At 60.6% G+C, this 23852-nt stretch carries 15 protein-coding genes; 12 read left to right on the forward strand and 3 right to left on the reverse strand.

Annotated elements, in window-relative coordinates; genetic code table 11:
- Positions 1 to 41 precede the first annotated feature (41 nt).
- Both ACFSR7_RS09860 and ACFSR7_RS09865 read right to left on the reverse strand, forming a co-directional pair.
- Entirely contained in the window at positions 42 to 1109 is a 1068-nt protein-coding gene (locus tag ACFSR7_RS09860; protein ID WP_378160996.1) for a response regulator transcription factor, read from the reverse strand.
- Positions 1081 to 3057: a sensor histidine kinase gene (locus tag ACFSR7_RS09865; protein ID WP_378160998.1), complete on the reverse strand. Its 1977-nt coding sequence runs from the start codon at positions 3055 to 3057 to the stop codon at positions 1081 to 1083. Before ACFSR7_RS09865 ends, ACFSR7_RS09860 begins: the two co-directional genes overlap by 29 nt.
- A 255-nt stretch (positions 3058 to 3312) precedes the next feature.
- On the opposite strand from ACFSR7_RS09865, the gene ACFSR7_RS09870 reads away from it, so the two are divergent.
- From ACFSR7_RS09870 to ACFSR7_RS09900, 7 genes are all read left to right on the forward strand, one after another.
- Positions 3313 to 5565 carry an Ig-like domain-containing protein gene (locus ACFSR7_RS09870; RefSeq protein ID WP_378161000.1) on the forward strand — a complete coding sequence of 751 codons (2253 nt, stop codon included), beginning with the start codon at positions 3313 to 3315 and terminating at the stop codon, positions 5563 to 5565.
- 62 nt (positions 5566 to 5627) lie between these two features.
- Positions 5628 to 7043 carry an ABC transporter substrate-binding protein gene (locus ACFSR7_RS09875; RefSeq protein WP_378161002.1) on the forward strand — a complete coding sequence of 472 codons (1416 nt, stop codon included), beginning with the start codon at positions 5628 to 5630 and terminating at the stop codon, positions 7041 to 7043.
- 26 nt (positions 7044 to 7069) lie between these two features.
- Positions 7070 to 8026: a carbohydrate ABC transporter permease gene (locus ACFSR7_RS09880; RefSeq protein WP_378161004.1), complete on the forward strand. Its 957-nt coding sequence runs from the start codon at positions 7070 to 7072 to the stop codon at positions 8024 to 8026.
- 27 nt (positions 8027 to 8053) lie between these two features.
- Positions 8054 to 8878: a carbohydrate ABC transporter permease gene (locus tag ACFSR7_RS09885; RefSeq protein ID WP_378161006.1), complete on the forward strand. Its 825-nt coding sequence runs from the start codon at positions 8054 to 8056 to the stop codon at positions 8876 to 8878.
- Between the two features lie 52 nt (positions 8879 to 8930).
- Positions 8931 to 9797 carry a sugar phosphate isomerase/epimerase family protein gene (locus ACFSR7_RS09890; protein ID WP_378161008.1) on the forward strand — a complete coding sequence of 289 codons (867 nt, stop codon included), beginning with the start codon at positions 8931 to 8933 and terminating at the stop codon, positions 9795 to 9797.
- On the forward strand, positions 9790 to 10800 hold the full coding sequence (locus tag ACFSR7_RS09895) for a Gfo/Idh/MocA family protein (protein ID WP_378161010.1): 1011 nt from the start codon (positions 9790 to 9792) through the stop codon (positions 10798 to 10800). The genes ACFSR7_RS09890 and ACFSR7_RS09895 overlap by 8 nt, the downstream gene beginning before the upstream one ends.
- 151 nt (positions 10801 to 10951) lie before the next feature.
- Positions 10952 to 11989, forward strand: a complete 1038-nt coding sequence (locus ACFSR7_RS09900) for a Gfo/Idh/MocA family protein (protein ID WP_378161012.1) — start codon at positions 10952 to 10954, stop codon at positions 11987 to 11989.
- Positions 11990 to 12601: 612 nt separating this feature from the next.
- On the opposite strand, the gene ACFSR7_RS09905 is transcribed toward ACFSR7_RS09900, so the two are convergent.
- Positions 12602 to 13765, reverse strand: coding sequence for a GntR family transcriptional regulator (locus ACFSR7_RS09905; RefSeq protein ID WP_378161014.1), 1164 nt, complete (start codon positions 13763 to 13765; stop codon positions 12602 to 12604).
- Between the two features lie 173 nt (positions 13766 to 13938).
- On the opposite strand from ACFSR7_RS09905, the gene ACFSR7_RS09910 reads away from it, so the two are divergent.
- The 5 genes from ACFSR7_RS09910 to ACFSR7_RS09930 all read left to right on the forward strand — a co-directional run bounded on the left by ACFSR7_RS09910 (position 13939) and on the right by ACFSR7_RS09930 (position 23812).
- The gene (locus ACFSR7_RS09910; protein ID WP_378161016.1) at positions 13939 to 16623 is read left to right on the forward strand and encodes an alpha-mannosidase; all 2685 of its coding nucleotides are present in this window, start codon (positions 13939 to 13941) and stop codon (positions 16621 to 16623) included.
- Positions 16624 to 16848: 225 nt separating this feature from the next.
- Positions 16849 to 17802 carry an ABC transporter permease gene (locus ACFSR7_RS09915; RefSeq protein WP_378161018.1) on the forward strand — a complete coding sequence of 318 codons (954 nt, stop codon included), beginning with the start codon at positions 16849 to 16851 and terminating at the stop codon, positions 17800 to 17802.
- Between the two features lie 11 nt (positions 17803 to 17813).
- Entirely contained in the window at positions 17814 to 18701 is an 888-nt protein-coding gene (locus tag ACFSR7_RS09920) for a carbohydrate ABC transporter permease (RefSeq protein WP_378122133.1), read from the forward strand.
- A 53-nt stretch (positions 18702 to 18754) separates the two neighbouring features.
- Positions 18755 to 20365 (forward strand): ABC transporter substrate-binding protein, encoded by a 1611-nt coding sequence (locus ACFSR7_RS09925; protein ID WP_378161020.1) that lies wholly within the window; start codon positions 18755 to 18757, stop codon positions 20363 to 20365.
- Positions 20366 to 20464: 99 nt separating this feature from the next.
- A complete protein-coding gene (locus ACFSR7_RS09930) occupies positions 20465 to 23812 on the forward strand; it encodes a CBM35 domain-containing protein (RefSeq protein ID WP_378161022.1) in 3348 nt (1115 codons plus the stop codon).
- The last annotated feature ends 40 nt before the right edge of the window (positions 23813 to 23852 follow it).

The following is a 23852-nucleotide window of genomic DNA, read 5'->3' on the forward strand; positions in this document are numbered from 1 at the left end:
ATGGCGGCCGGAGGCGCGCGAAGCTTTCGAGAAGCCTCGCTTTAACCCGGCAGGCCGCCGCCTGCATGCGGCAGCTTGCGGTACTCTGACGGCGTCATGCCGAAATGCTTTTTGAACGTCTTGCTGAAGTGCGCGTAATCCGAGAATCCGACGCGAAAGGCGATCTCGGACGTCGGCTCGGACGTCTCCCGGATCAGTCGCTGCGCCGTGCTTAGCCGTACGCCGATCAGATGCTGGACGAAGGGAACGCCGATCTCTTCCTTGAAGCTCCGGCTCAGATAGGATACCGACATGCCGAGCGAGGCGGCGACTTCGGGCAGCGATAGATCTTCGCGGGCATAATGCGTCTCGATATAGCGAACGGCCTTGTTGATCGTCTGGCGGGAGCCGAAGTTGCGGGAGCCTTTGACGTCGGCAAGTCTCCGCAGGCAGGCTTCCTTCAGCCATTGCTGACAGTCGGCCTCCCGGACCGGTTGATCTTCCTCGGCCGCATCCGGCCCCGTCCACTCGTACCCTCTGGCGCGGAGCTCCTGATCCACCGACCGCATGACATGGCCGGCCAATTGGCCCGCGCGCGTATCGGCATCGGCGATCTCGCGGTGCGACGCCAGGACCTCTGTCAGCTTCGCCGAAACGCCCTCGGCGTCGGTCGCCCAGATTCGCTCCGCGAGCTCCTTAATCTGCTCCTGTTGCAGCAGGAACAGATCGTTATGTCTCGCGTGGCGCGCTTCGCTGTCCGCCAGCTCCTGCAGCAGCTTGCCGAGCGTCTGCACGAACTGATCGGGATCGATCGGCTTGAGCAGAAAATCGGACACCCCGTGCCGCAGTGCCTCACGGGCGTAGTCGAAGCGTTCGTAGCCTGTCAATATGATAAACCGGATGTGCGGCGAAGCTTCCCGGGCGGCCTTGATGAAAGCCAGTCCGTCCATCTCGGGCATCCGAATATCCGTCACGACGATATCGGGCGCGACTTCCTCCAGCAGCAAGAGCGCTTCGGCTCCGTCCTCCGCTTCTCCCGCGATGCGGACGTCAAAGCCCGAGGTCTCGACGAGCTTCCTCAGACTGCGGTGAATGGCCGGTTCATCCTCTACGATCATCATCCGATACATCGGTCTTCTCCACCTCCCTAAGGGTTAGGCCGGTCTCATAAGGCAGCCGGACGACAAATGCGGTGCCTTCCCCGGGCGACGAGGCGCGGATGCTCACGCCGAACGGCGCTCCGTAATACAAACGCAGGCGCTGATGCACGTTCAGCAGGCCGATGCCGACGGAAGAACGTCCGCCGTCGCGGGCATCTTCCTCGCGCGCGCCCTCTTCGCTAAATCCACCCTCCGCGGGAACCCGCTGCCGCAAGTCGTCGCCAGCCGCAGCCTCATAGGCGGCTCCGGAATCGCCGGTATCCGCGTCCGCGGTCTCCAACAACCGTCTCAGCGACGCCAGCCGGTCAGGCGTCATACCGACGCCCCGATCGGCGATGGTCACGCAGTAGCCGTCGTCCTCGGCAGTCCCCTCGATGCCGATATACAGCGGCTTCTTGTTCTTGTAGCCGTGCACGAACACATTCTCGACGATCGGCTGAAGCGTCAGCCGCAGCGCCTGTACCCGGGCGGCGTCCGCCTCGCCGATTGCGACGTCCACCTGCAGCTTGGGAAACCTGGCCTGCTGAATGCTCAAGTAAGAGCGAATATGGGCCAGCTCCTCCTGCAGCGGCACATGCTGCCGGGGGTTGCCGAGGTTGTAGCGGAACAGATGGGCCAGCGCCGTCGTCATCCGGCTGATCTCCCGGTTGTCGCTGATGATCGCTTCGGAGTTGATGATCTCGAGCGAATTGTACAGGAAATGCGGATTAATGCGCGCCTGCATCGCCTGCAGCGCGGATTCCTTGTGCTTGATCGCGAGCTCCCGCTCCTTCAGCTTGGCGGAGTGGACCTCGAGCACGAGCCGGTTCAGTTCGCCCACCATCCGGTAGAAGCTGCGGAAGACGGAGCCGATCTCGTCGTGTTTGAGCCGCCTGCCGGGCTTGGGGACGGTGAAGTCGCCGGCCTCGACCTTGGCCATGAGCCGTTGAAGCCTGGTGAGCGGCCGGGTGAACGAGAATGAAAAGCCGGCGACGGCGGCTATGGCGACCAAGAGGAGGATAGCGGCGGCGACGAGCGACAGATTGCGCATCCGGATCATATTGCCGATCAGGTCGTGCAGGGAGATATCGGCGACGATAATCCAGTTCGTCGAGCCGGAGAAGGCATAGAGCACGATCTTTTCCTCCCCGGACTGCCGCAGGCGAAAGGCGGTATTGCCGCGTGCGCCCTGGATGCGGTCCATAAATTCCTGCGGCAGGCTCGTATCCGTCAACGCGGAATCGGAATCGTAAATGACGGAGCCGTCCGAGTCGGCGATCCAGACGTTGAAGCTGCCCAGCGACACATTGCGGCTGATATGCTCGATCTGCCGCAGATTCAGGTCGACGATCAGCAGCCCTTCGTATTGGTAAGTCGTATTGCTGTACAGCTTGCGCACGACGGTAAAGACCGGGGTTGTTCCGACCTTGCCGGTGCCGAGCACCTGAAAATCGTCCATCTCGCCGATCCGCGTCATATAGCCGGCGTTGCGAATGCGGATTTCCTTCATGTCGAGCAGCTGGTCGGCCTCGCTGAAGTCGTGCATCTGCCGTCCCGAGCTCGTGATCAGGGAGATGCCGACGATATCGGATCTGCCGTAGACCATCTGGGCGAACAGATCGTCCTCCACCTTTTCTGACAGCTGGAAATAAGCGTAGGGCGTAAGCGACGGAGAAGCGAGCAAGGTCTGGATCAGGGCATTGTTGAGAAAAGGATAGGTCGAGTTGGCCAGATTCGTCACATACAGGTCGAGATAATCGTTCGTCTGCTCAATGATTCGTTTGTTGGCTTCGATCGCCGATTGCTCGATCGTCTCCGTCGAGGAGCGATACCAGGACCATCCGATGACGAGCACCGGAAAACAAATGAAACAGACGATCAGCATGAGCAGCCTCTGATGGATCGTCAACGTGACACGGTGCTTAACCTGCTCCTCCACCGCCGCGGCTCATTCCCCTCTGGCATGCCTTTTATCGAATGAATGTCTCACATTATAGCAAAAAAACACAAGTTGTATATGAAAATACATGTAAGATAAGCAAACAATTTTTTATACTCTGAACAGAAAAAAGAAGAAGGCGCTTTATAATAGCGCTTTACTCTGACATTTATAACGGGGAGGATCAACGGAGGATCGATCGAAGCTATTTGCGTCACTTTACCTAACATATCGATACGCAGAGGAGGACGATCTATGCATCGCAGCGTTCAACGAGTAGGTTTGTGTCTGATGTCGATGATATTGCCCGCAGGTGCGCTCTTGCCTATGCCGAGGGCGGATGCGGCGGCCGTACTGACGATTGACTCGCTTCAGGAGGGGGCCGTAGTGACGTCGGACGTCAAGCGAATCGAAGGGACTTACGCAGGCGCCTATAACGTTCAACTGGTGGTCAACGGCGAGCGGATCTTCGATACGCACATGGTCGACCCGGACGGCGACGAGTCGGGCACGTGGTACTACGACCTCGACACATCGGCCTACCACGGAGAGGTGGAGCTGGCGGTGCGCGCGGCGGATGTCGCCACACGGTACAATGCATGGTCGGACTTCCTGCGGTTCAGAGCCGTTCATCCGCAGGCGAGCACGCCCGAGATCGAGGTGCTTGCTCCGGCGGACGGCGCGGTGGTGAGCGGGACGGTGCAGATTCGTACCGAACCAGATGCGGTCAAGCCGGTGCGGCGCGTACAGGTGCGGATCGACGGCGGACAGTGGCTGGAGGCGGCGAAAAGCGGCAAGCAGTACGTCTACGCCTGGGACGCTTCCGGTCAAGGTGACCGCACGCACAGCATCGAGACTCGCGTGATCGACCGCAACGGGAACATCGGCCGCAGTCTCACAACCTATGTGGACACCGGCGCGGGCTCGCATGAGACGACCGTGCCGGCCGATCAGGACCGGTCGATGTGGATCTGGGAGAACGCCTCTTACAACCTGATTCTGAATCCCGGCTCGCGCACGGTGCTGGACGCCATGGCGTCCGACACGACGACGTTCGGACAGGATGCGGTGACGACGTTATACTTGGGCGTAGGCGCTTATGACGGCATCGATATGCTGGAGGACGAGCGCGACCGCGTTCGCAGCTTTGTTTCCTGGGCGCATGACCGCGGATACCGGGTAGAGGCGTTGATCGCCGGCGGCACGAATCCGCCGTACTTCGGGACGTACACGCGTTACCGGGAACAGGCCTTGCGCGAATTCGAGAAGGTGCTGAACTACAATCTGGCATCGGCTGACGGCGAGCGGTTCGACGGCATTAATCTGGATACCGAGCCCTACAGCCTGCCGGACTTCCATACGAGCTATCCCGAGGTGCAGATTCAGTATCTCCACATGCTGGAGGCGCTCATGCAGCGCAAGCAAGCTTCGGGTCTGGGCCTCGCCGTAGGGGCGGCCATCCCGAGGTGGTACGATTCGTCGGTCTCGGCTGCGAGCATCGATTGGCACGGCGCGGTCAAGTGGATGTCCCAGCACATTCAGGATACGGCCGATTACATCTCCATCATGGACTACCGGGATCAGGCGGAGGGCAGCGTCGGCATCATCCAGCAAGCCCTGGGCGAGCTCGATTACGCGCAGTCGATCGGCAAGCCGAAGTCGGTCGTCGTAGGCGTGGAAACGAAGGATATCGCCGGCGGGGGCGATCCGGAGACAATCAGCTTCAACGAGGAAGGACGAACCTATATGGAGGCCGAGCTCGACGAAGTTTACGCGGCGATCGGCAGCCACCCGGCCTTCGGCGGCATCGCGCTGCATCACTACGACTCGCTTCTGCTGCTGCCGTCGGCATGGGGACCAGGCGCCGTGTACTGGCAGCCGCCCGCCGATACGCAGCCGCCGACCGCGATCGGCGGTACGCCGACGGCGAGGGCCTTCGATTACCAGCGGATCGACCTTGCGTACGGCAGAGCCTATGACGACGGCGAACTGAAGGAATACCGCATCTACCGCGGCGACAGTCCCGACTTTGTACCGTCGCCCGAGCGGCTTGCCGGCACCTCCAGAGGGCTTGGCTTCAAGGATACCGGCCTGCTGCCGGATACGGTCTATTATTACAAGGTCGCCGCCGTCGATCTGGCGGGCCATGAAGGACCGGCATCCGCGACTGTCTCGGCCCGCACGGCCGATACCGAGCTGAAGCCGATGATCGTCAGCGACATCGACATCGTTTACGCCGCCTCGAAGGCGACGGTCACGCTCCGGGTGTCCGACCTCAAGACGGGCGCGGGCATCCCGGCTTCGGTGCACGGCAGGTTCACGGCGATGGCCGGACGGTTCGTAGACGGGACGGCGGGCGCGGGCGGCACGTACGTCGCTTCTTCCGAGACGGTATCGGCCGCCTCCGGCGAGATCGGCTTCGCGCCGACGCGTATCCTGGCCGCCGGCTACTACTGGGCTTCGGCTTACGACACCAAGGAAGCGCCTGCGACGGCCTGGCCGTCCTGACATATAAGGTTTCGCAAATATAGGAACTCGCACGCACCTTACCTATAGGAGATGACTGAACGATGGCGATTACCTGGAAAAAAACGATGCTGGCGGCGTCCTTGACGCTGACGCTGGCTGCAACCGGCTGCGGAAGCAGCAATGCGAACAATGGCGCAAGCAGCGAAGGAGCGAGCGGGAGCGCATCCGCACCGGCTTCCTCATCCGATACCGGCGCATCCGCTTCGGCACCCGCGGCCTCCGGCGAGAAGGTCGACATCTTGCTAGGCTACTACTCCGACGAGAAATCCGACTCGAAGATGAAAGAGCTCATCGGCCAGTTCACGGCGGCGCATCCGAATATCAACGTCAAGACCCAGAGCGCGCCGTACGGCCAGTTCTATCAGAAGCTGGACACGCAGATCGCGGCCGGCACCGCGCCGGACGTCTGGCTCTCCGACGGCGTCTACGTCATGAAGTATGCCGAGCGTGGCGCGGCCAAGGATCTTACCGACTGGATCGCCAAGGACTTGAAGGCCGACGATTATTACGGGCTCGAATACAACAAGGACGCGAACGGCAGATACTGGGGCGTCCCGCAAGGCATCCAGGTCGGCGTACTTTTTTACAACAAGGACATGTTCGACAAAGCCGGAGTCGCGTATCCGACGGACGATTGGACGTGGGAGGATCTGAAGACCAACGCCGCCAAGCTGACGATCGACGCCAAGGGCAAAACGGAGGGCGAGAGCGGCTTCGACAAAAACAACGTGAATCAGTTCGGCCTCACCTTTTTCAGCATCACGGAAGGCTGGTTCTCGGTGCTTAAATCCTACGGCGGCGGCGTGCTGGACGAGACCGGCAAGAAATCGGTGATCGACTCCGCGCAGAACAAGCAGGCGTTTGAATGGATCGTCGACGGCATGAACCGCGGCATCGTTACCGACCCCGTCGACCTGAAGAGCTTCCAGAGCAATACGGCCGTCTTCCCAAGCGGATCGGCGGCGATGCGGATCGGCCTGTACGCCCGCGTGCTGGCGGCGAACGAAGCCGGACTAAACTACGACGTGACCGTGCTGCCCAAGGGCCCGGACGGCAAGCGCGTCGCGCCGGTCATCGCGAACTCCTGGGTCGTCAACGCCAAGTCGAGCGACGCCAAGGCGCAGGCCGCCTGGGAATGGGTCAAATACTGGGCGACGCAGGACGACGTGCAGAAGCAGTGGGCGGAGCTCGGCGAGGCCGTCCCGGTCAAGAAGTCCGTCGCGAACTCCGACGTCTTCCTGAAGGCGGGCGCGCAGCCGGCGAACCGCCAAGCCTTCCTCGACAGCCTCGGCTTCGCCCAGACGCTGGACGTGAACGCCGTATGGGAAGAGTGGGTCGGCAAGTTCAACGATAACGTCCAGAAGGCCTTCCTCGGCGATACGCCGATCAACGATGCGCTGAAGAGCGCCAACACCGACGTGCAGAAGGTGCTCGACGACTTCTATCTCAACAAGTAAAGCTAGCTTAGAGAGGCGGAATTCCGATGGACCAGACGATCAAGCAGGCCGGACGACCGGATACCCGGGCGTTCCCGGCCGCCAGGCGGAAGCGGTTCTCTTCGGAGGGCAGGTGGGGACTGATCATGGTCTCCCCTTACCTGATACACTTTTTCGTATTCGTCGCGGGGCCGCTGGCGGCCTCGCTCTACTTCAGCTTTTCGGACTACGACATGCTGAACCCGCCCAAGTGGGCCGGACTGGACAACTTCGCGCGGATGGCGGACGATCCGCTGTTCTGGCGGTCGCTGTGGAACACCTTGTACTTCGCCGTGCTGTTCGTGCCGCTGCAGACGCTGCTGGCGCTCGTGCTGGCCGTCGTGCTCAACCAGAAGCTCAAGGGCCTCAAGTGGTTCAGAATGGCGCACTTCATCCCGGTCATCTCTTCCTGGACGGTCATTCTCTACGTCGCGGACGCGATCTTCAATCCGCGGTTCGGCATGGCCAATGCGCTGCTGACCCGGCTCGGACTGGACCCGCAGCGCTGGCTGCAGGACGAGGCGCTGGCGATCCCGCTGCTCGTGATCATCGCCGTATGGAAGGGCATCGGCTACATCATGGTCATCTATCTGGCGGGACTGCAAAGCGTGCCTGGCGATCTGTACGAGGCCAGCGAGATCGATGGGGCAGGCGCACTGCGCAAGTTCAGGTCCATCACGCTGCCGATGATCTCGCCGACAACCTTCCTCGTCGTCATCATGAGCACGATCTCGACTTTCCAGGCGTTCGAGCAGATCTACGTGCTGACCGGCAGGGGCGATATGGGCTCGGCCGGCGGGCCGAACAACGCCGCGATGGTGCTCATGCTGGACCTGTACCGCGAAGGGTTCACCTATATGCGGATGGGCTACGCTTCCGCGATCGCCTGGGTGCTGTTCATGATTCTGTTCGCCCTGACCATGCTGCAGCTGTGGGGGCAAAAAAAGTGGGTCCATTACGATTAGGACCCGCGGCGGGAAGGAGACCGGCATATGAAGCATAAGAGATGGTCCAGAGCGGCCGCTTACCTCGCCATCGCGATCAGCTCGCTGATCATGATCGTGCCTTTTGTCACGACGCTGATGAATTCGCTCAAGACCTACAAGGAATATACCTCCGTGCCGCCCAGATGGATTCCGGAGACGCTCCAGTGGTCCAACTACGCCAAGGTGCTGGAGCTCGGCAATTTCGGCCAGTATACGCTGAACAGTCTGTACGTCGCGGCGCTGTCCGTGGCGGGCGCGGTATTCTCCTGCTCGCTGGTAGGCTATGCGTTCGCGAGGCTGCGCTTCCCGATGAAAGGCGCGCTGTTCGTCATGGTGCTCGGCACGATGATGATCCCGCCCGTCGTCATCATCATTCCGCACTTCATTATCTTCAATAATATGCGCCTGCTGGACACGCTGACCCCGCTGTGGGTCATTGAGTGGCTGGCCCAGCCGTTCGGCATCTTCCTGATGCGGCAGGCGTTCATGAACATACCCAAGGAGTACGAGGAGTCGGCCAAGATGGAGGGCTGCAATCCGTTCCATATCTACCTGCGCATCTTCGTCCCGATGGCCAAGCCGACGATCGCCACCCTCGTCATCTTTACTTTTATGAGCAAATGGAACGAGATTCTCGCGCCGGTCATTTATCTGACGACCAACGAGAAATTCACGCTGCCGATCGGCATTCTGTCCCTCGGCGGGCAATGGGTCGGCAACGAGCAGCTCATGGTCGCGGCGGCGCTGATCAGCCTGATTCCGATTCTGGCGCTGTTCCTGTTCGCGGAGAAGTACTTCGTGCAGAACCATGCCAGCTCTGGCATCAAGTGAGCATGGGCGGCATGTCGCAGGCGTGCCGACGCAGGATGAAGGAGGAGCAGCGATGAGATACGCGGCATTCAGCGGCCCGCTCATGGAGTACAGCATACACGAGGCGATGGCGATCGTCGCGGGGCTCGGCTTCGACGGCATCGAGATCGCCGGCAGGGAGCCGCATCTGGGTCCGGATACGTCTCTCAAACGGGTCGACGAAATGCGCCGGGTCGCAGACGGACTGGGCCTCGCGATCCCTGTGCTGGCGGGATACATGGGCGCCTTCTCCGAGTCCTCGGACGCGGAGTGCGAGGCTTCGTGCCAGGCGTTCTCCGCGCTGCTCGAGCGCGCAGGGCGGCTCGGCGCGGATGCGGTACGCCTGTTCCAGGGCGGTCCGAGCGCTTTTCTCGCACAGGATTATCACTATGAAAAGACGGCCTTCTGGCTGCGGCGGTGCGCGGACGAGGCGCGCCGGCAGGACAAGCGGATATTGCTGGAGATTCACAACAACAGCCTCATCGAGACGATTGACGGCGCGCAGCGTCTGCTCGCGCTCGTCGGCGACAGCCGGGTGGGGCTCATCCACGATGCCGGCAATATGTATATTACGGGAGAGGACTTCGGCCGGGAGTCGGTGAGGCGGCTCGGCGACGCGATCCGGCATGTTCACGTCAAGGACGAGAAGCGGATTCCGCTCGCGGATATGCCGGGCTCGTTCCGTAACCGGACGGTGCGCGGCGAGGAGCACTTCCTCCAATGCCGGCTCGGCGAAGGCGAGGTCGACCACCGCGAGCTGTTCGCCGCCTTGCAAGCGGCGGACTACGGCGGGTGGATCGCGCTGGAGTGCTTCGCGCCTTATCCGCCCGAGGAGCAGCTGGGGCACGATCTGGCCGTCGTCCGGTCGTGGTGGCGGGAAGGAGAGCGCATGCATGGTTAAACGAAAGTTCGGCATCGTCGGCTGTCAGCATGCGCATATCGGCATCTTTATTGAAGAGATGCTTCGGCTGGGCCATACGTTCGCAGGCATTTGGGAGCCAGGCGATACGGTGCTGGCGAGGCGGCTTGCGGAGACGCACGGCGGCCAGTTGCTGACGGATCGCGAGGCGCTGCTGGCGGAGGACGTATCCGTCATCGGCTGCGCGGCCGTGAACGCGGACAAGATCGATGTCGTGGAATGGTGCGAGCGGCACGGCAAGCACGTCATGCTCGACAAGCCCGCCGTCGTCGACCGCGCGGGGCTCGAGCGGCTGCGGGAAGCGATCGGCCGCGGCCGGATCGAGGTCGGCATGCTGCTCACGGAGCGGTACCGCGCCTCGACGCGGACGGCCAAGCGCCTTATCGAGGAGGGGGTCATCGGCGACATCGTCCACATCGGCATGCGCAAGCCTCATCGGCTCAACCCGGCGGGGCGTCCGGCCTGGCACTTCGACAAAGCGTTGTCCGGCGGCATCATCGTCGATCTGCTCATTCACGACTTCGATCTGCTGCGCTGGCTGACGGGGCGGGAGCTCCGCTCGGTCGAAGGCTGCATGGGAAAGGAGGCGGGCTCGCCGCATCCGGGCTTCTATGACACGGCGAGCGTGCAGGCGGTGATGGAAGGCGGGATCACGGCGCAGCTGTACGCCGACTGGTTCACGCCCGCGGGCAGCTGGACGTGGGGCGACGGCCGTATGTTCGTCACCGGAACGAGAGGGACGCTGGAGCTTCGGCTGGAAGGGGATCCGCTGCTGGAGACGGACGAGGCGCTGCTGATGACCACGGACGCAGAACCATGGCATCGCGTTCGGGAGCTGGAGCCGGCGGCGCTCGTTACGGCGGATTTCCTGAGTCGTCTGGACGGGGGCGCCTGCATGCTGGCCCATCGGGACTTGCTGGCCGCCTCCGAAGCGGCGATCTCGGCGGACGAGCGCGCCTTGCGGATCGAGCGGAGTAGGGATTAAAGGGATAAAAGATTAACGGGATAGAAGATTGATGTGGTAGAGGACTGGCGTGGCAGAGGAATGCAGGGATAGAGGAGTGTAGGGATAGAGGAATCAGGGATAGAGGATCGATGGGGCGGATTTTGGAGAGACGGGAGAGGACACAAGCGGGATGGAAAAGCGTATCGAACCGGTTAGATTCGGCATCGTCGGCTGCGGCATCATCGCGGAGATTCATGCCAAGTGCCTGTTGGAGATAGAGGAGGCGCGGCTGACGGCTGTGTACGACTGGTCGGCGCAAAAGGCGTCAGACTTCGCGAAGCAATACGGCGGGGACGTCTGCGGCACGCTGGAGGAGCTGCTCGCGCGCGGGGATGTGGACGCCGTGTGCATCTGTACGCCGAGCGGGCTCCATGCGGAGCAGGCGATCGCGGCCGCGCGTGCGGGCAAGCACGTCATGGTCGAGAAGCCGATGGCAATCAAGCTGGCGGATATCGAGGCGATGCTGCGCGCCTGCGAGGAGGCGGGCGTGCGGCTCGCGACGGTCTTCCCGCGGCGCATGTCGCCGCAGGCGCAGTACGCGAGGCAGATCATCCGGGAGGGCAAGCTCGGCCGCTTGAGTCTGTGCTCGGCGTACGTGAAGATCTACCGCGACCAAGCCTATTACGATAGCGCCGGATGGCGGGGGACCTGGGAGATGGACGGCGGCGGCGCCATGATGAATCAGGGCATTCATACGGTCGATTTGCTCCAGTGGCTCGTCGGGCCGGTCGCTTCGCTGAACGGAAAAGCCCGTGCGGTGCTTCGCGATATCCAAGTGGAGGACACCGCCGCGGCGGTGCTGAACTATGAATCAGGCGCGCTGGGCGTGCTCGAGATCACGACGACCGCCTACAAGGGCAAGGGCCAGCGTCTCGAGATTCATGGTGAAAAAGGCACGCTGGTCATCGTGGAGGACGACATCGTCTCGCTCGAGATCGAGGGCGAGGAGGCGGAGCTGCCCGCGTTCGCGCCGTTCCGGGTCATCCCGGACGGACACTTCGCCCAACTGCGCGATCTGGCGCTGGCGATTCGGGACAACAGGCCGCCCGTCGTAGAAGGCGCGGCGGGGCGTCACTCGCTGGCGATCATCCTCGGCGTCTATGAATCTTCGCGGCGGGGATGCGAATTAGAGATGTTGAGCGTGCCCGTCGGGAGCGTGAGTAACTGAACGCTGTCTATCGATACGGCGCTTAAGGGTACAGTCCTTGTGGAGACACACGAGACTGTGCCTTTTTTGTCATAAAGGAGCAGGGGAGGGGGACGATCCGGTTGAACGTGGCCGCGTTGATGATGCATCGTTGCACCTGGGGCGCTTGCTGGACAGAGGATCCGTTAATGGGCCGGATGCACCCCATACTGCCAGGCGGCGGACTATGGATCCGTTATCATCGGATTTATGCGTATATCCCCCCTCGTTTTGCCTTGTTAACGTACCGTGTGTCCGGATGTCGCTCTGAATGATGATTTTTGAGTAAATAGAGGATTGTGTGTCCGATCGTCAGCGCTTGCTCTTGCTAAGAGCCTAGCGTATAAAGGAGCCGCTTGCGGGCGCGGAGAGGCTGGCTGTACCGCGACCAAATGCGGGGGAGAAGTAAAGTTGGTAGAGTTACTTGCGAAGCTTGGCGCGGCTGACGACTGAGAGAAGATACTTGAGTTGCCGGATGCGACTTGCGGCGCGGGAGGGGAGGCGTCCTGCGGGCTGGACGTTTGCATGCAAAGAGAGGGCTGCCTCGGCAGCCCTCTCCTTCATGCGTCTATCAAACCGTGCGAATCTCGCGCGTTAAACAGGCGTGCCCACCGGCGCCACCGACTTGCGCACGATCAGCTTGTTCGGCGTGATGATCTTCCGGCGCTCCTGCTTGGGATTTTCGATAATCGAAGCGAGCAGGCGCGCGGCTTCCTTGCCCATGAGCTCCTCTTCCTGGCTGATGCAGGTCGGAGGGACGCTCGACAGCGCCGACAGCTCGTAGTTGTCGAAGAAGACGATCGACAGCTGCCCGGGCACCTGGATGCCGATCTCGCGGGCGGCCTCGATCACCGTCAAGCCGACCGCGGCATTGATGGCGAAGACGGCGGTCATGTCCGGATTCTGCCGCAGGAAGGCTTGAATCTCCTCCTTGATTCCCGGGTCCGCCTCGCCGTCCTTCAGCACGGCGTTGATCCGTTCGCCGTCGAAGTGATGCAGGCGAAGCCGATGCTCGACGGGGATCTGATGCTCCGCGAGCGCCTTTTCGTAGCCGACCAGACGGTCCTCGATGCTCGTCGTCCCCTGATAAGCCGTCGAGATGAAGCCAATCCGGTTATGGCCGTTCTCGATCAGATGCGCGGTCGCTTTGTGGGCGCCGTCCACGTTGTCCGAGCAGACGCAGTTCGTCTCGATTCCCCGCAGGTAGCGGTCCACCACGACGAGCGGGAATTCGTTCAGCGTGAGCCGCAGAATCTCTTCGCTATAAGACTCTCCGTCGACCGGGAAAACGATAATGCCTTTTACGCCGAGCTGAATGACTTCGCGCAGCACTTCTTTTTCGGTCTCCTGAGAGTCGTCCGTCTTGCAGAAGAGCAGCCTGTAATTCAGCTTGGTCAGCTCGCTCTCGATGCCGCTGAGCAGCTGGGCGGTAAACGTGTTCCCGAGCCTCGGCATCAGATAGGCGACGAGCTGCTTTTCCTCCGCTTGCGGCTGCTCGCCCTCCTGATACAGCTTGGGTTCGCCGGCAAGATCGCGCGAGACGAAGGAGCCTTTACCCTGAATCCGGTAGATCAGGTTATCCTCGATTAATTGCGCGAGCGCGTTTTTAACCGTGATCCGGCTGACGTTGAACTGCTCCGCGAACTCGTTTTCGGAAGGCAGCCTGTCTCCAGGCTTCCACACATTGTCCGATATTTGCTTAAATACGTAGTCTCGTATTTGCGTATATAACGGGACGCGCTGCACGGCCTTATTCATCATTAACACTCCTAACATTTTCTATGACAAATATATAACTTAAACGCAAGGTTGTACAGTTGCATTCCTTAATTTACAGGTTGTCATGAACATGCTAATATTTTATTACAAGCTTGTTATAAAGTATACAAGTTAATTTGAAAAAGACGATGATAAACGGGAGGGGCAGGGAGATGGAGATGGAGAAAGCGACGGTTCACATCATTTCGCATTCTCACTGGGATCGCGAGTGGTACATGCCCTTCGAAAAGTTCCGGATGCGGCTCGTCAAGCTGATCGACGATGTGCTGGACCTGCTGGAGGCGGAAAATAACGGCTTTACTTTTTTTCATCTGGACGGGCACGTACTGCTCGTCGACGATTATCTTGAGATCCGCCCCGAACAGGAGGAGCGCCTTCGCGCGCTTGTAAGGCAAGGCAAGCTGAACATCGGTCCCTGGTATGTGCTGCAGGACGCTTTTCTGACGAGCGGCGAAGCGCAGATTCGCAACATGCAGCTCGGCCTCGCGCGCGCCGCGGAGCTGGGCGGCGCGACCGAGATCGGCTACTTCCCCGATACGTTCGGCAACATCTCCCAATCCGCGCAACTGCTGCAGGGCTTCGGAATCAGGCATGCCGTGTTCGGCCGCGGCATCAACGCCATCGCCGAGAACAACGCCGTCCGCAACGCGGACAGCTCGGGCTACCCGTCGGAGCTGTGGTGGGCGTCGCCCGACGGCTCGCGGGTGCTGTCCGTCTTTCTTGCCAATTGGTACCACAACGGCATGGAGCTGCCGACCGACGCGGTGCGGGCGGGCGAGCGGGGGAGACAGGCGCTGGACAACGTCGAGCGGTTCGCCTCCACGCCGCATCTACTGCTTATGAACGGCTGCGACCATCAGCCGGTGCAGTCCGACGTCGGGCAAGCCATCGCGGCGCTGAACGAGGGTTTGCCCGCTTACCGGTTCATCCACAGCCGGTTCCAAGATTATTTCGACAAGCTGGAATCGTGCGCGTCTCCGTCCGCTGCGGTACTGGGCGAGCTCATCGGCGAGCGGACCGACGGCTGGACCACGCTGGTAAACACGGCGTCCTCGCGCATGTATTTGAAGCAATGGAATACGCGCGTACAGGGCGAACTGGAACGGTGGGCCGAGCCTTTTTCCGCGATCGCGAGCCTGCTGGGGCGGGAATGCCCGGCCGCCTTTTTGAAGCATGCCTGGAAGCTGCTGCTTCAGAATCATCCGCACGACAGCATCTGCGGCTGCAGCGTCGACGCGGTTCACGAGGAGATGGTGACGCGCTTTATGAAGAGCGCGCAGATCGCGGAGTCGCTAAGCTTTGACGCGATGTCCTATATCGCCGGCAGGACCGATACGTCCGGATTCGCCGCGGCGGAGAACTGCGCGACGGAGGACGCGCATCCGTTCGTCGTATTTAACCCGCTCGGTTGGACCCGGAACGAATGGGCGGCGGTCGACATCGACGCCGAATCCGAGCTTGAGCCCGACCGGTACGCGCTGCTGGACCGTGACGGCGCCGCAGTCGCTTACGCTTGGGAAGACCTCGGCTGGATCAGCGGATTTACGCTGCCGGACGACCGGTTCCGGATACCCTGGCGGAAAAGAAGATACCGCCTGACTTTCCTGGCGAACGGAATACCGGGAACGGGGCACGCAGCTTTTGCTTGGGTGCGGCGGGCTGGCGGCAAGCTGGCGCCGATCGGAAGCGGCGCCGAAGCCGCGTGCTTCATGGGAGCTGATTCGGCGATTTTAGAAAACGCTTACTTGCGTATCTTAACGGACGCGGGCGGCACGCTTACTCTGGAGGACAAGGAAACGGGGCAAGTATATCGCGATCTGCTCAGGCTCGAGGACAGCGGCGATATCGGCAACGAATACCTGTACCGGGCCGCCGAGGGCGCAGGCCCGATCGTTACAGGTGCGGTGCCGGTGCTGCTTGAGGATCGTTCCGCCGCCGGCTGCGCGCGTCTTGCCGTCCGGCACCGGCTCGAATTGCCGGCGGAACGCGAAGGGAGCGGGCGGTCGCCGCGCACGATCGGCCAAGAGATCGAAGTCGTCGTCAGCCTCAGATCCGGCGCCAAATACGCAGAAATCGACGTCAGCCTGGACAATGCGGCCAAGGACCACCGGCTGCGCGCGCTGTTCCCGAGCGACGCGAATGCCGGGACCGTCCGCGCCGACGCGCCGTTCGACGTCGTGGAAAGGTCGATCGCGCCATGGGAAGGCTGGCGTAATCCATCGCGCAACGAGCGGATGCAGTCGTTCGTCGACGTGTCGGACGGCCAGCGGGGATTGGCGGTCGTCACGGCGGGATTGCCCGAGTACGAGGCGCTGCGCGACGGCCGCGGCACGATCGCATTGACGCTGCTACGCTGCGTGGGCGAGCTCGGCGACTGGAACTGCTTTCCCACGCCGGGCGCCCAGTGCCTTGGACATTATAGCTGCCGCTTCGCCATCGTGCCTCATGGCGGAGATTACCGCGAGGTGGTCCGTACGGCACAAACGTTCAATACGCCGCTTCGGGCCGTGACGACCGGCATTCATGGCGGCACGCTTCCTCCGGCGATCTCTTGGGCAAGCGTCGATTCGCCTGGCGGCGCCGTCGTGACGACCGCGCTCAAGCGGGCGGAGGATGCGGGAGGCGTCGTGCTCCGGATGGTCAATCTCGGCGACTCGGAAGGGACCGTCATGGCGACGGGACGACTGTTCGAAGGCGACGTCGCCATCAGCGAGCGGATGCTGAACGAACGAGCCGTGACGCCCATGCAGGCCGAGAAGGGGACGATTGCCTTCCCGCTTGCGTCGAAGAAGATGCTGACGCTGGGCTTTGAAGGGATCTCCGCGGAGGTAAATTAACCCTTTACAACATGTTGTTCTAAAAGTATAATCTCAATATACAAGCAACATATAAGTTTATAACAAATATAACAAGTTGAGATGTTAGTTTTGAATGACAGCGGAGGTGGATGAGATGGAGGAAATGGATGAGATGGAGGAGATGAAGCTTCGCGCGTCCTTCAAGCAAACGATTGAAAGCGCTTTATGTAAGCGGTTACGAATATAAACAGCGAGGTGGATCGTATGGACGCAGGCGCAGGCCGGCAGCGCGGCAAAACGAAGGGAATCGCCTTCGAGCTCAACAAAAACGCGTTCTTGTACTTCATGGCCGTGCCAGGCCTGGTCGTATTGTTTTTCTTTAATTACCTGCCGATGGCGGGCGTGCTGATCGCCTTCAAAAACTTCGATTTCGGCAAAGGCATCTTCGGCAGCGAATGGACGAAGCCGATCTTCAACAACTTCAACTTCCTCTTCACCTCGGATACGACCTTCCGGGCGACGCGCAATACGATTCTGCTGAACCTGCTGTTCATCGCGAGCAGTACGGTCGTCGCGGTGGGGCTGGCGCTCCTGCTTAACGAAGTGAGAAAAAAGACGTTCAAGAAGCTCGTTCAATCGTTTACGCTGCTGCCCTTTTTCGTCTCCTGGATCGTCGTCAGCGTCTTCGCCTACAGCATCTTCGCGTTCGACCAGGGCATGCTCAATCAGCTGCTGCAATGGTTCGGCCTTTCGAAGGTCAACTGGTATAACAAGCCGGAGGCGTGGCCGATCATCCTGACGCTGATCACGATCTGGAAAAGCGCCGGCTACAACTCCATCCTGTACATCGCGACATTATCGGGCGTAGACACCAGCTATTACGAAGCCGCGGAGATCGACGGCGCCACGCGGATTCAGCAGATGCGTTACATCAGCCTGCCGATGCTGAAGCCGACCATGATCATTTTGACGCTGCTCGCGATCGGACGCATCATGAACGCGGACTTCGGGATGTTCTACGGCATCATCGGCGACAACCCGAACCTGTACGCGACGACCGACGTGCTGGACACCTTTATTTTCCGCAATCTGCGCGTACTCGGGGATGTCGGCATGGCCTCCGCGGCCAGCTTCTATCAATCGGTCATCGCCTTCATGCTCGTGCTTGCCTGCAATCGCTGGGCCAACAAATATCAGAGCGGCTCCGGCCTGTTCTAGGAGGGAAGCAGATGACAAGCAAATGGGGCGCCATTCGATTTTCCGATCTGGTCATATACGCGGTCGTACTCGCCTTCTCGCTTCTGTGCCTGCTGCCGTTTCTGATGGTCATTGGCGGCTCCTTCACGAATGAACTGGAGATTCAGGCGCACGGCTATCAGTTGATCCCGCGTCATTTCAGCCTAAGCGCTTACCACATTCTGTTCGTCCAGTGGAAGGTGCTGGTGAACGGCTACAAGATCTCGACCATCGTGACCGTCGTCGGGACGGCGGCGAGCGTCCTGATCTGCGCGATGCTGGCCTATCCCATGTCGCTCCGGCGAGTGAAGTACAGAAAGTTCCTGTCCGTCTATTCGATGCTCACGCTGCTGTTCAGCGGCGGCATGGTTCCGTGGTACATCGTCTGCGTCAATTACCTGCACCTCAAGGACAGCGTCGCCGCGCTTATCATTCCGTATCTGTGCAGCGCGTTTAACGTGTTTTTGATCCGCAATTATTTTCAGTCGCTGCCGGAGGAACTGTCCGAGTCGGCCAAGATCGACGGGGCGGGAGAAGCGACGATTTTCTTCAAGATCGTGATGCGGCTGTCGACGCCGGTCATCGCGACCGTATCGCTGTTCATCGCGCTGACGTACTGGAACGACTGGTACCTCGGCGTCATGCTCATCGACAGCAGCGATCTGCAGCCGCTGCAGCTGCTGCTGCGGTCCATCGTTTCCAACATCATGTTCCTGAAGTCGTCGGACGCGGCGGCGCGGATGCTGTCGGGCAGCCTGGTTCCCTCCGAAGGCATCAAGCTCGCGACCTGCGTTTTAACGATCGGTCCGATGGTATTCCTGTATCCGTTCGTGCAGCGTTATTTTGTCAAAGGCATCATGATCGGCGCAGTCAAAGGCTGACTACTCTGGGGGTCAAACCCTTATGTAGAATATAGATGAAGGAGATTACGACGATGAAAAAAAGAACCATTCGTCTGACCGGCGCGGTCCTGTCCGCGCTTATGCTGGGGGGCGCGCTATCGGCGTGCGGCAACAACAATAACGACAACGGCAACGCCGCATCCTCGTCCGCGCCGCCTCAACAATCCAGCGCCTCCGCCTCCGCCTCGGCTTCGGATTCCTCCGCATCCTCGCCTGCCGCGCAGCAGCTCGACCCGGTGACGCTCAAGATTTATTTCGCCGGAGACAAGAGACCCGCCACCGACGAAGTATGGAAAGCCGTCGAAGAAAAAGTGAAGGACACGCTGAACGCCAAATTCGAAATCAACTTCATCCCTTTTAACGACTACGCGACCAAGATCAAGCTGCTCGCCACGTCCGGCGACAACTACGACCTGAACTTCGACGCCGACTGGCTCGCCTATCCGCAGATGGTCAACAACTACCTGGACATCAAGGATCTGCTTCCAAAATTCGCGCCGAACTACTATGAGCAGCTGCAGTCGCGCAACTTGGTCGACTCCATCACGTCCGGCGGCAAAATCACCGCGATGCCCTGGACGCAAATCACGAACGACCACGCCTTCGTCTCGGTCGACTTCAAAAAGTCGGGTCTTGAAGGCAAAGTCGCCCAACCGGAGAACGGCTCCATCAAGACGGTCGAGGAGCTGGACGCCTTCCTGCAGGAAGCCAAAAAGGCTGCGCCCAACAGCCACATTCTCGAATGGGACGGCGGCCTGACATACAGCAAGATCCTCTCGATGCTCGCCCCTAAATACAACTACGCGGATCCCGTCGACGGCTTGTACGGCCTCACTTACAAGCTCGACGATCCGGCGATGAAGCTCATTCCGGTCGAGCAGACCGACTGGTATAAGGAAGCGGTCACCTGGGCCAAGAAGTGGGCCGACCAAGGCATCATTCCGGCCGATCTCATGATCAATCGCGACGCGCATGCCGGCGAATCCAGCAATCTGAAGGTCGTCGGGTTCAACACGAACGAATACATCAACTTCAACGACTTCCTGGGCAAGCCGGAGAATTTCTACTCCGAGATGTATCCGGAAGGCAATTATCAGAGACGGTCGCCGCTGGCCAACATGATGGCGATTAACAAAAACGCCAAAAACCCGGAAAGAGCGCTCATGTTCATGGACCTGATGGCGACGGATCAGAGCCTCTACGACATGGTGCTGTTCGGCATCGAAGGCAAGACGTACGTCAAAAACGGCGATACGTTCGTTTATCCGGAGGGCATGACGGCCGAGACTTCGAACTACATGGATTGGCAGGGGCAATGGGGCTTCTGGCGCGACAACCTGGTGCGGCCGACGCAGTCGAGAACGGCCGACGGCTGGAAGGCGATCGCCGACTTCACCAATCAGCCGAACAGTCTCGTCTCCGGCCTCACGGGTTTCTTCCCGACGACGGACTCGATCAAGAACGAGATCGCCAAGCGCACCGCGCTGACGACCGAAGCAGGCAAGCCGCTCATGTACGGCATCGTCAAGGATGCGGACAAAGCGCTCGCCGACTACATCGAGAAGCAGAAGAAAGCGGGTACGGACAAGATCGTAGCTGAGATTCAGAAGCAAGCGGACGCTTTCCTGGCCGCGAAAAAATAAGACTTGCCGCATTCCCCTGTAAGGGGCTGCCGGAGGCGGGCGCGTCTCTGGCAGCTGCTTGACCTGTGCCATTACCCTAATGTAAAGGTGGTCAATAAAGTGGGAAGAAGTCGAAGCGGGTTGAGGAAGTACGTATGGAGCGCGGCGCTTGCGCTTGGCTTGGGGGCGTTTTGGCTGGCGGCAGGCCCGTCGGGCAGCGCCTACGCGGCCGGGGACGTGACCTATCAGGCCGAGAACGGCGTCATCGGCGGCACGGCGGCCGTCACGGCGGACAGCAACGCGTCGGCAGGCTACAAGGTCGGCAATCTGAACGACGTCGGCTCGTACGTGCAGCTGAATAATGTAAGCGTAGCCAATGCAGGTACGTACACGATTACGATCCGTTACTCCAACGGTTATCCGGATACGCGAACCAAGAGCTTGTACGTGAACGGCGTCGACGTAGCGATGGTGAGCTTCCCGGCTACGGGCAACTGGAACATTTACGCCACCGTCACGGCCAGCGTCTCATTAAACGAGGGCAGCAATACGATCAAGATTCAGCGCGACAGCGGAGACAGCCCGGCAAGCGACATCGACAGCATTCTCGTACCGGGCGCAACCTCTGCCTGGACGTTCGTGAACAACTCGGCCCCTTACTATTACATCAACTACTACGCGCCGGGCGGTACGATTACCCATGACTACGGCGCGACGGGTTATTACAACAACGACGTCTCGTTCTCCCAGACAACGAACGATGCGGCTGAGTTTACGTTCCACGGCACGGGCGTCCGATGGATCGGCGCCAAGAACAACAACCACGGCCTGGCGAACGTGTATATCGACGGCGTCAGCCAGGGAACCGTGGATTCGTACGGACCGGTCTGGGAAAAGCAGCTGGTGCTGTTCGAAAAACGCAATCTCCCGGAGGGCGTGCACACGCTGAAGGTGTCCGTCAGCGGCACCAAGAACGCGGCTTCCACGGGCTACGCGGTCGACTGGGACGCTTTCGAGTACATCCAGTCGGGCACCAAATACGAGGCCGAGAGCGGCACGGTCGGCGGCGGCGCCGCGACCTCGTCGGACACCTACGCGTCCGGCGGCTCCAAGGTCGGCACGCTGAACAGCGACGGCGCGTACGTCCAGTTCGGCAGCGTGAACACCCCGTCCACTACGGGCGCCGGCTACTACGACTTGACGATCCGCTACTCCAACGGCTACCCGGACACGCGTACGAAAAGCTTGTACGTCAACGGGACGAAGGTCATGAGCGTCTCCTTCCCGGCTACGGGCAACTGGAATATTTACAAGGAAGTCAAAGTCGCGGTTCAGCTGAACGCCGGCTCGAACACGCTCAAGGTGCAGAAGGACAGCGCCGACACGGCCGGCACCGACATCGACAGGATCTACGTCGCGACGACGCCGCGCAAGGCGAAGATCGTCACCCCGACCTATGCGACGGAGGACGTCGTCATCTCCGACTTCGACGTCACCGACTACGGCGCGGACAAGACCGGCGCGGTCGACGCGACCGCAGCCGTGCAGAAGGCGCTCGACGATTGCTTCGTCATGGGCGGCGGCACGGTCTGGATGCCGTCCGGCACGTACAAGATCAGCTCCACGCTTAAAGTGTATTCGTTCTGTTCCATCCGCGGCGACTGGCGCGACCCGGACAGCGGCACGGGCAGTTACGGCACGGTCATCTCGGCCAACGTCACAACCGATATCGGACAGCTGATCAGTCTGCAAGGCACGAATGCGGGCGTCGTCGGGCTCACGTTCTACTATCCGAACCAGAACCATTCCAATCCGATCGTTCCGGTCAATCTGGGTTATGTCATCCGCGCCGACCAGGATACGGCATCGGTTCACAACGTGACGTTCCTGAACGCGTATAAAGGCATTTTCGTCAATAATTTCCACGGTTTCGATTCGTTCGACAACATCAAGGGCACGGCATTAAACGTCGGCCTGGAGCTGCGGGAGACGGCGGCGGTCGATACCACCCAGAAGATTACGTTCAGCAACGCTTACTGGGCGAACGCAGGCAGCACGTACAACGCGCCTGCCAAGAGCGTGATCGACGCCTACACGCGAGCGAACGGCACGGCATTCCTGTTCTCCGACAACGATGCCGTCCAGCACTACAAGCTCAAGGCTTCGGACTATAAATACGGGATTCGGGACGTGGACGGGCCGCGGGACGGATCGTGGGGCTCGGGCTTTGCGCTGCTGGATATCCAGAATACGGACTATGCGCTGAAAATGGAGTCGGGCTTCCGCAAAAACGCCATTCTGAGCAGCACGCTCTCCGGCAGCATTAATTCGATCAATTACAGCCGAATCAACACTTACGCGGAGTTGTTCGCATCGAACAACACGCTGACGGGCGCGACGACGGGCACGGGGCTGACCGTCTCCACGCCGTCGCCTGCGCCGACGTCCTATACCGAGGGCACGCCTGCCAAGACGACGAGCACGACGCTTTACGACGTGACCAAGGCGCCATATTATGCGCCGTATGTCAAGGCAACGCGCGGCAGTCTGCCGACCGTGGACGCCACGTCGGCCATCCAGGCCGCGCTAAACGCGGCCGGCACGGCAGGCGGGGGCATCGTGTACCTGCCGCCGGGCTGGTACAAGGTAAGCACGCACCTGACGGTGCCTGCGAACGTCGAGCTTCGCGGCGCCAGCTCCACCGCCATCGAAGCCCGGGCGACCGGCGAAGGCACGGCGCTGTTCGCCTACGAGGGCGAGAACACGACGACGCCGACGACGGACACCGCCTTCATTACGATAAACGGCAACAAGTCCGGTCTTCGCGGACTGCGCGTGTTCTATCCGAACAACCCGATGAATACGGCGTCAAACATCAAGAAGTTCCCGTATACGGTGAGGATCAACAATGCGGACGACGCCTATGTCGTCAACGTCGAGTTCGAGAACGCCTCCTACGGTCTCGACATCACGAACGGCAGCGACCGTCACTTCGTCAAGCGGCTGTTCGGCTTCAGCGCCGATAACTTCATCCGGGTCGGCACCAGCACCGAAGGCTGGATCGAGCAGATGCACGATCTCAACCCGACGTCCATGGACGGCGAGGTGGAGCGGTACGGCATCTCCGGGTTCTTCAACAACTGGAACGGCAGCGATAACTTCTCGGCGATCCGCGAGAGCTACATGTGGCTGCATACGCAGTGGATCATCATCAACGGCGCTTCGAACGAGCACCTCCTGAACATCGGCGGCTGCGGCGTCAAGAACGGCGTCGTCGTCAACTCCGGCACCGCCGAGATCTGGAACCTCGTGACCGACCAGTTGTCCCGGGACGACTACGCGGTCGTTGCCGCCAGCGGCTCGAGCGTTAAAGTCATGAATTCGGCGGCCGTGTTCGGCCAGAATACGACCGGCGCGGGCATCGTGGCGAGCTACAACCCGACGCGGCACCTGGAAGGCCAGCCTTAAGCTTTAAGCCTGCAGCGACCGTCATTCGACCCCAGCGCGT

It is taken from the genome of Cohnella sp. GCM10020058 (assembly GCF_042683485.1).
Taxonomy (GTDB): Bacteria; Bacillota; Bacilli; order Paenibacillales; family Paenibacillaceae; genus Cohnella.

Coding starts and splice junctions, on each gene's coding strand:
- ACFSR7_RS09870 (WP_378161000.1), top strand. CDS start 3,313: ATGCATCGCAGCGTTCAACGAGTAGGTTTGTGTCTGATGTCGATGATA.
- ACFSR7_RS09920 (WP_378122133.1), top strand. CDS start 17,814: ATGACAAGCAAATGGGGCGCCATTCGATTTTCCGATCTGGTCATATAC.
- ACFSR7_RS09925 (WP_378161020.1), top strand. CDS start 18,755: ATGAAAAAAAGAACCATTCGTCTGACCGGCGCGGTCCTGTCCGCGCTT.
- ACFSR7_RS09895 (WP_378161010.1), top strand. CDS start 9,790: ATGGTTAAACGAAAGTTCGGCATCGTCGGCTGTCAGCATGCGCATATC.
- ACFSR7_RS09905 (WP_378161014.1), bottom strand. CDS start 13,765: ATGAATAAGGCCGTGCAGCGCGTCCCGTTATATACGCAAATACGAGAC.
- ACFSR7_RS09915 (WP_378161018.1), top strand. CDS start 16,849: ATGGACGCAGGCGCAGGCCGGCAGCGCGGCAAAACGAAGGGAATCGCC.
- ACFSR7_RS09890 (WP_378161008.1), top strand. CDS start 8,931: ATGAGATACGCGGCATTCAGCGGCCCGCTCATGGAGTACAGCATACAC.
- ACFSR7_RS09885 (WP_378161006.1), top strand. CDS start 8,054: ATGAAGCATAAGAGATGGTCCAGAGCGGCCGCTTACCTCGCCATCGCG.
- ACFSR7_RS09900 (WP_378161012.1), top strand. CDS start 10,952: ATGGAAAAGCGTATCGAACCGGTTAGATTCGGCATCGTCGGCTGCGGC.
- ACFSR7_RS09910 (WP_378161016.1), top strand. CDS start 13,939: ATGGAGATGGAGAAAGCGACGGTTCACATCATTTCGCATTCTCACTGG.
- ACFSR7_RS09880 (WP_378161004.1), top strand. CDS start 7,070: ATGGACCAGACGATCAAGCAGGCCGGACGACCGGATACCCGGGCGTTC.
- ACFSR7_RS09860 (WP_378160996.1), bottom strand. CDS start 1,109: ATGTATCGGATGATGATCGTAGAGGATGAACCGGCCATTCACCGCAGT.
- ACFSR7_RS09875 (WP_378161002.1), top strand. CDS start 5,628: ATGGCGATTACCTGGAAAAAAACGATGCTGGCGGCGTCCTTGACGCTG.